This is a genomic window from Candidatus Zixiibacteriota bacterium (assembly GCA_040753495.1).
Lineage (GTDB): Bacteria > Zixibacteria > MSB-5A5 > GN15 > PGXB01 > DYGG01.
In genome coordinates, this window is sequence record JBFMEF010000087.1 from 1 (window position 1) to 7,814 (window position 7,814).

At 49.7% G+C, this 7,814-nt stretch carries 10 protein-coding genes; all 10 read right to left on the bottom strand.

The annotated features are described in order from the left end of the window. Window positions 1–143: 143 nt before the first annotated feature. On the bottom strand, window positions 144–707 hold the full coding sequence (locus AB1690_05530; protein ID MEW6014762.1) for a hypothetical protein: 564 nt from the start codon (window positions 705–707) through the stop codon (window positions 144–146). Window positions 708–835: 128 nt separating this feature from the next. Continuing rightward, window positions 836–1,396 (bottom strand): RNA 2',3'-cyclic phosphodiesterase, encoded by a 561-nt coding sequence (gene thpR, locus AB1690_05535; GenBank protein MEW6014763.1) that lies wholly within the window; start codon window positions 1,394–1,396, stop codon window positions 836–838. Then, window positions 1,396–2,637, bottom strand: coding sequence for a competence/damage-inducible protein A (locus AB1690_05540; protein ID MEW6014764.1), 1,242 nt, complete (start codon window positions 2,635–2,637; stop codon window positions 1,396–1,398). Before AB1690_05540 ends, thpR begins: the two co-directional genes overlap by 1 nt. 25 nt (window positions 2,638–2,662) lie before the next feature. Next, window positions 2,663–3,127, bottom strand: a complete 465-nt coding sequence (locus AB1690_05545) for a phosphatidylglycerophosphatase A (GenBank protein MEW6014765.1) — start codon at window positions 3,125–3,127, stop codon at window positions 2,663–2,665. Further along, a complete protein-coding gene (pgsA, locus tag AB1690_05550) occupies window positions 3,124–3,705 on the bottom strand; it encodes a CDP-diacylglycerol--glycerol-3-phosphate 3-phosphatidyltransferase (GenBank protein MEW6014766.1) in 582 nt (193 codons plus the stop codon). Before pgsA ends, AB1690_05545 begins: the two co-directional genes overlap by 4 nt. A gap of 266 nt (window positions 3,706–3,971) precedes the next feature. Then, window positions 3,972–4,874, bottom strand: a complete 903-nt coding sequence (locus AB1690_05555; protein MEW6014767.1) for a phospholipase D-like domain-containing protein — start codon at window positions 4,872–4,874, stop codon at window positions 3,972–3,974. 65 nt (window positions 4,875–4,939) lie between these two features. Further along, window positions 4,940–5,794: a hypothetical protein gene (locus tag AB1690_05560; protein ID MEW6014768.1), complete on the bottom strand. Its 855-nt coding sequence runs from the start codon at window positions 5,792–5,794 to the stop codon at window positions 4,940–4,942. Between the two features lie 219 nt (window positions 5,795–6,013). Next, window positions 6,014–6,925, bottom strand: a complete 912-nt coding sequence (locus tag AB1690_05565) for a right-handed parallel beta-helix repeat-containing protein (GenBank protein MEW6014769.1) — start codon at window positions 6,923–6,925, stop codon at window positions 6,014–6,016. 193 nt (window positions 6,926–7,118) lie between these two features. Then, a complete protein-coding gene (gene rplS / locus AB1690_05570) occupies window positions 7,119–7,499 on the bottom strand; it encodes a 50S ribosomal protein L19 (GenBank protein ID MEW6014770.1) in 381 nt (126 codons plus the stop codon). Window positions 7,500–7,511: 12 nt separating this feature from the next. Beyond that, a partial coding sequence (locus tag AB1690_05575; GenBank protein MEW6014771.1) for a tRNA (guanosine(37)-N1)-methyltransferase TrmD occupies window positions 7,512–7,814 on the bottom strand: 303 nt, incomplete at its 5' end.

Below are 7,814 nucleotides of genomic sequence, written 5' to 3' on the forward strand. Positions count from 1 at the left end.
CTACTTCGTTCAAACAAATGTTAAAAACTTATGAAGAACTTCGACTTACTCAGATGGCAATGTAGACAGTGATGTCAGACTGACTTTCCTTATGCATCCCAAAGCCGGCCTGAATCGGATTAAGAACCCGGTTTAATCTGGCTCTACATCTTAGGCCACAACCAGCCGAATGTGCCGGCCGTCACGAGAGCGTAAATCAGCCCGTCAAACACTGTCTTGAGCACCGTACTCCAACTCCGACCATACCATATCGAACCCTGAAGCAGAGCCAGCGAATAACCCATAAATGCCGAGCATCCGACAAAGCGAAACACGTTAAGATATGAGCCGCCCGCCTGCACGGCATGCCAGGCAATATAGGCCGAAAATATACTCACCACGACGCTGTACAGAAACCAAAGGAGCAGACTCTGCCCCATGTTTAAGGGCCCATTCTCGAGTACCGTCATCACCGCGACCGGACCGTTGTTGAGTTTTTCGACAAACTCCGGCCCCTTCATATCCTTCATCGAATCTGCCCGAGGCAGGAAGTAGTCACCGGGCGGAATGTTGAAGGGCCGAAGCGCCGCCTGGATTCCGTCCTGGTTGGGCATTTTCTTGAAATCGTTGGCGTGGTACTTGAGTGCCATGTGGATAAGCGAACTTACCGCGAAAACAAACACAGATGAAAGCAGAATCGGGACCAACAAAGTTGTAAAAAACTCCATAGCAGTTTCCTCCTGTTATTTCCTGAGCAAGAGATTTTATATGTCGAACTCCCCCTCGGAGACGGGGCATAGTTTCAACTCAGATCATTCCGCCCGAAAATGAAATATATCCCTGATATCTTACCCCCTTACCCCCCCAACCCCGCTTCGTAAAGCCGCTCATATATCGGACCCTTCGGGGTAAGGGTCGATTTGAATAAGACCAGCGTCTCCATCGCAAACGGCTCCGGCGCCATCGCGTACCCCTTGACATAACTGACCAAATCCCCCAATCCGTAATTTTCCTTCACCCGCCCCAGTGTCAGATGCGGCTTGAACCGTTTCTCCTCCCGAGCGAATCCAAGCGACGCCATCGCGTCTTCAATCTCATTCACAATTGACTGCAGAATTTCGATATCGCCGCTTAAACCGGCCCAGAAAACGCGCGGCCTCACCAGGTCCGGAAACGCCCCGACCTTATCAACCGAGCATTTTACCACCGGATATCTGCCGGCAATCTCTCCGACCGCCTTTTTTATCCCCTCCAGTTTGGCTTCTTCGGTCTCCCCCAGAAATTTGACCGTGAGATGAATATTTTTCGGCGCCACCCATTTGATTCTTCCGCCCCCTTTCTGCTTAAGCACGAAAATAATCTTCCCCAGAAGTTCTTCAATTTCCCGCGGCAGCGGCAAGGCGATAAAGAGACGCATCACTCGATTCCCAAAATGGTCCTTCGAAGCAGTTCCAGCGCCGCAAAAACCGAGCGCTTACGGTTCATCTCCCGGTCCGGTCCCAACTGAAGTTTCCTGCTTCTGATTCCTGCTTCCGACGAGGTTGCGATAAAGACAGTCCCGACCGGTTTCTCGGCGGTGCCTCCGCCCGGTCCGGCGATACCGGTTATCGCCACTCCGTAATCGACGAGCGCTTTTTCCCGGACGCCTGACGCCATCGCTTCGGCAACCTCCTGCGATACCGCCCCGAGCTGCTCCAGCAGAGCCGACGGCACTCCCAAAAGTTCCATTTTGGATTGATTCGAATATGCCACCACTCCCCGCTCGAAGTAATCGGAAGAGCCGGGGATATCGGTTATCTTTGCGGCAAGAAGCCCCGCGGTGCAGGATTCGGCGGTCGCCAATTTCTGATGACGTTCTCTCAAGAGATTTCCTATCACCCCTTCCAAGGTAGCCTCATCTTCGCCATAGATATATTTACCGGCTATCTGACGAAGCTGTTTGGCGAAATTTTCGGCCGGAACGGTGGCCATCTCTTTGGTCTGCCCAAATGACATAATCCGCAAATCGACTCCGCCGTACCAGGGAAGATACGCCAGATGCACGTTTTCCGGCAGACGCGGCAAAGTCTTTATCTTTTCCGCCAGCGCCGATTCGATGATACCGGTGGTCCGAAGTTTTATCACGCGGAGATGCTCCTTGCGCAAATTTGCTTCCAGATACGGTATCAGCTGCTCCGCCACCATCACTTCCGCTTCCCGCGGCACGCCGGGAAGCGCCGCAAATATCCGGTTCCCCTCGGCAATGACTATCCCGACGGCCGAGCCGAGACGATTCGGCAGGAACATTGCCCCCTGGGGAAGAAGCGCCTGGTTTTGATTGATTGACGGCATCTTGATGCCGCGCGCCTGGTACCGCTTCTTGATATCCTCCAGCACTTCCTCGTGAAAGACCAGATTCCGCTTGAAAACTTTGACAATCACCCGCTTGGTGATATCATCATCGGTCGGACCCAGTCCGCCGGTCGCTATCACAATATCGGCTCTCTTGAGCGCCTGATAGATGACCTCTTCCATCCGTTTCGGCTCATCCCCCACCGCGCTCTTGTAGGTCACCCAGAATCCGATATCGAGAAGTTTCCGCGCTATCATAGCGGAATTGGTATCAACCGTATGCCCCGAGATTATCTCATCTCCGATCGTAATCAGTTCGATTATCATCTAAATCCTCAAAATCAAATTCGGCTCAGCTTTTGACAATGGCAAAGAGGAATATAATAAGACGTGTCAATAAATTCGCCTGAATTCCGGCGACAATATCATCAGCGGTAACTCCCCAGCCTTTGGGGAGCTTTTCCGCTTCGTTGGCGGGGAAAAATTTGACCGCATCCAGCGCCCGAAACGCCAGAAAAGCAATAAGGTAATTGGTGAAAGTAAAGGGTATGAACAGAAACGATATAAACATCCCGGCCCATTCATCAATGACGATTTTTTTTGAATCATGCCCCATAATCGGCTCGGCGATAGTTGCGAGATAAATCGATAGGATGACAGAAATCCCGGCGGTAATCCAGAGCGCGGTCTGATTGGTCCCTATCAAAAAATACCCAATCAGCCAGGGGGGAATGGAGCCGGTTGTCCCGGGAATAAGTGGAGAGTAGCCGGTATAGAAACCCGATGCGAAGAAAGCGATAATTCTGCCGGTTCTCATCTTAGAACATTCTTCAGCATCGAGTAATATTTCACGGTGTAATCGAAACCGGTGTATAGCGTAAGCGCTGTCGCCGCTCCTATCAGGATATCATAAACAGTCTGCCGGTCAAAATTGAGTATCGCCCGGGCCGGATTTCCGCTCTGCGCCCAGACGGCGTCAAGCGTCACCACCAGCAGGATAAAGGTAATGGCTGACATCTGAAGCACCGTTTTCACTTTCGCCCAGTAAGAGGGGACAATCACCGCCCCTTTGTACGCCGCCAGGGAGCGGATACCGGTGACATAGAATTCCCGCGCCACGATAAGCATAACCATCCAGGCGCGGGCGTACCCCAGCGAGACCAGGGCGATGAGGGCAGTGGTGACCAGGATTTTGTCGGCGAGGGGGTCCATGAATTTGCCGAAGCCGGTGATTATGCCGTACTTACGGGCATAATGGCCATCCATCAGGTCGGTGATTACGGCGATAATATAGATGGCGAACCCGATGACCCGTCCGGTGGGGGCTTCAAGCAAAAAAAAGACCATGAAGACCGGGGACAGGATAATCCTGGAGAGGGTCAATTTATTCGGCATATTCATAATGAAAGGGGAATGTACGCAGGCGGTTATAGGGCTGTCAACGGGAAAAGGGAGGGGGAATTAAACCGTCAATTCGTCAATCTTATTGAGTGCATAATATATTTGACTCAATTGGGGGTTTTCTATCCAGTCACCAAAACTGTTTAGTATTGAAATATTATGACAGTTTTCGCAAACACACCCAGAGTTATGTGGTCGAAGCATGTCGCACTCAACACAATGACTCGGAGCGTCACGCCATTTTTCATTTTTGTAACCCATCACTCTATCTTTGACCATTTACCTGTACCTTCATGACGCAAGAAACCCAGATTTTCCAGAAGCTGGAGTTGTTGTCGGATTTTCGCCCTGATGTTCATATTATCAGGATAAAGCCTTTTGAATTCACTTTCTTTACGATAGATTTGTGAATTCGTAAAAAGCCCTTCCGGCAAGGAATCGTACACCAATTCCAGCCATCCAACCAAATCAGAGCGGCTGGGCTTGGGCTTTTTCAAACGTTTCACTTTTTCAGTATATTCAATGTTTAATCTTCTATAGACCGACCCTCTCGAGATCAAATGGTCCTGCTTCTCAGTTTCTTTACAGAGCCCTTCATACATGTCTATGAATTCACTGTCAGGTATGACTCTATTCTTGTGAAATTTCAGTTTATTGTACAATTCATAAGTTTCACTTATAACAGTATTCGAAATTTCATCCTGCAAGAGCAGATTTATTTCAATATTTTCTACTAACCCTCTCCTTGTCAAATTCGAAGACCCAATGATTGCGGATACCTGATTCCTCCTTCTCATAAGATATAGCTTTGGATGATAGATTGATGCCCGCGAATCTGATATATGGCAAAATAGTGAAACACATGGATTCCTTACTGTCATATTATAAATCTGTCTTATTGCTTTAGGATCAGTTGCCCGCATGTTCATACCTACAAGAAATTCCACGTGCGCCCCTCTATCTAAAGAAGTCTCTAAGGAATTGACGATCTGTCTGAGACCATCTCTTGAGACAAAAGCTACTGCAATCCGTGTGTCATCTGAGTCACTAATCAGAGACGAAAGATTCTCAGCAGTCTTCGTTTTTTCATTATCAATTAGAGATATCTTCATTATTCTTTTGGCCCTCACTGCCAAATTACCCCCGCTTTCGCCCGATGTCAAGCCTGTAATCCTGAGGCAAATCAAAAAGCGATACTGTCAAGACGTGTCATTTGAGCATCCCCCCCTCAATAAGACCCGCCACCGCCCCAGCTGAATGAGTCCCAGTCGTACGTTGCCATCGCGATTATCCATGCCGCATCAATGGCCGCCCCTATGATGGTTCCTATCAACTTCGCATTCCTCTTTTTCTTAGCCTGTACTTCCAGAATCTCTTCCTGCGGGAACCGGTCGTGAAGAAGCCCCACTTTCATGAGAAGTTCCATCCGCATCGGCACTTTATGCTCCGCCACCAGCCCGATCAGGCTCTCACCCCGAAGTGTATCTCCGCCGGCGGTGGTCAAAAACGCCAGAAATTTAAGTTTTTCATGGAATTCTTCTCCTGACACCCTTCTGTCAAGAAATATGCGAGCAGCCCCCGGTTCGTCCCCATACCCCTGGTCAAAACCGGCCAGGACCCCTTCGATGACTGACGCCGCGGCATATCGATAACCGACAGAATCGCTCTCTGAGGAATTCTCCCCCGTCCGCACCCTTAAATCAGACTCCACCGCATACTGAAAACTGACAGTGTCGCCCAGGTTCGGAAAAGCGCTCAACCCCATTTTCTTAACCAATCGCTCGTACCGAAGACGGTAATCCAGAGAATCATCTCTGACAAGACTGACATACTTACCGGTAGCTGTTAACCCGTTAGTCATTCTTGCCTTGATATCCCGTCCTTCCTGAAGATTTCCCAGCTCCCCCGGCTTAACCATCGCATATTCATCGGTGCTCTCATCAATAGCATAGCCGACTGTAAATCCGACCAAAGTGCAGCCGCCAAAATTCAGCATGACCGCCAAGACCAGTACACCGGGAATTAGTCTCTTGAACATCTTTAACCCGGTCCTTAACACTAAAATCAGTATGATTACGCTCATACAAACCTCCTTCTTTCTCAATTGACAGAAAGCGAGATTCGTGCCGGATTCTCTGTTACACTGATTGATTCTGCCAAAGGCCGTTTCTATTTTACCGAATTCTGTGTTAGTTCCCATATATCAAAGAGTTATCGCTTCACAATCATTGCCTTCCAGATGTCTGCGCAAGAGCTGGGAAATTTACTCAGGAATAACTGCGATGTTGCCGCTGGTTAGCAGCTAATCATCGCGGCATGACGATATCGTCGCCCCGATTTGCACCCCGCAATTATTGTTTGCCGGCAGGCAGGGAGAATTCCCCTCCAACCGAAAATCCCTATCGCTTCGGTCACAGAATAGCGGCTCGGCGCTGAAATTGCCGTCGGTATTCACCATGCCGGCGATATCGCCGCTCCAGTCGCCGCCGGCATTGCCGAGAATATCGGTGCAACTTATCACCGGTACACTGGTGCCGTCATTGACATGAATCGCGCCGCCCGAATCGGAATATGCAATCAAACAGTTTTCGATACGCGGTTTTGCCCCGGCAATGGTGAATATGGCGCCTCCGGCCATCGACGAATTATTCGCGAAAGTGCAATTTATAATATGCGCTTCGCCCCGTCCTTTTACCCGAATCGCGCCGCCGCTTATCGGCGCCCTGTTATCGTGAAATATGCAGTTGCGAATTACCGGTCCCGACGATTGAATATTTATGGCGCCGCCGTTGTTATAATATCCGCCCCGGATGGTAAAACCATCTATAACCCCTGATTCCTCCGCCCCACTGATATTGAAAGCCTGATGCGGCGTGACGGCATTCCCCTCGCAATCAATGACTGTCTCAAGCGGTCCCGCCGCCGCAATGACTATAATCCTCTTCCTCGAAAAAGTAATACCCCGGTTCCCCTCGCCTTCATAGACCCCCGGCGCCACCATCACCGTTTCCCCCATTCCGGCGGCGTTGACCGCCTCCTGAATGGTCGGGAACATCTGCGGAACATAATAGACAGTAGTATCGACAATCGGCGTCATGTCCTGTTTGATTGGCACTTTTTCCGACCCGCAAGAGGAAACAATCGCGGCTACAATACCGCTCAGTATGATGCAGATTAATCGCGCATCGATCGGCTTTTTCATAATTCTTATCATAATCACCGCCATTAGGAGAGAAGTTCTCTGAGGATAAACCAGGCTATTTATAATATATACGATTTCCGAAATTCCAAGAGGCATTTTTGAAACGCGGCCTATCAAGGCTCGATTTAGATTTCCCGGCAATAAAAAAGCAGGGGCATCTCTGACCCTGCTTTAAACTGGATTCTGAACGGCTTGCGAAAGTGTATTATTCCTTCTCCGCCGGTGACTCTTCTTCTTTCTCCGCCATCAGTTTTTCGCTGATGCGAGCCGATTTGCCGGTCAGGTCGCGCAGATAATAGAGTTTTGCCTTATGAACTTTCCCCTGACGCACTCTTTCAATCTTGGAAACATTGGGCGAATGAAGGGGGAATATACGCTCCACCCCGATACCGGAGGACATTTTCCGCACCGTAAAGGTCTCACCGACTCCGCCACCGCGACGGGCTATGACGGTTCCCTGAAAAACCTGAACCCTCTCTTTATCCCCTTCTTTGATTTTCACATGCACCTTCACCGTATCCCCGGACTTGAAAGAAGGAACTTTATCCTTCAGGTACATCTTTTCCAGTTGAGCAATCTGTTTCATCTTTATATCCTTTCATTTATTATTTTCGTGTCGCAATCTATCGGCAAAATTCAGGTCATCCTGGCCCAGGTCGGCTTTCTTTAGGAGTTCGGGACGATTCTGAACGGTCTTCCTAATCGCTTCCTGGCGACGATATTTCTCAATCAGTTTGTGGTCGCCGGAAAGCAGCTCCGACGGTACTTTCAATCCGCGATATTCCTCCGGTCTGGTATATACCGGCGCTCCCAGGAGTCCCTCCAGATGCGAATCTTCCAGCGCCGATTCAAAGTTGCCAAGCACTCCCGGCAGAAGTCTCACAATCGCGTCCAGCATCAC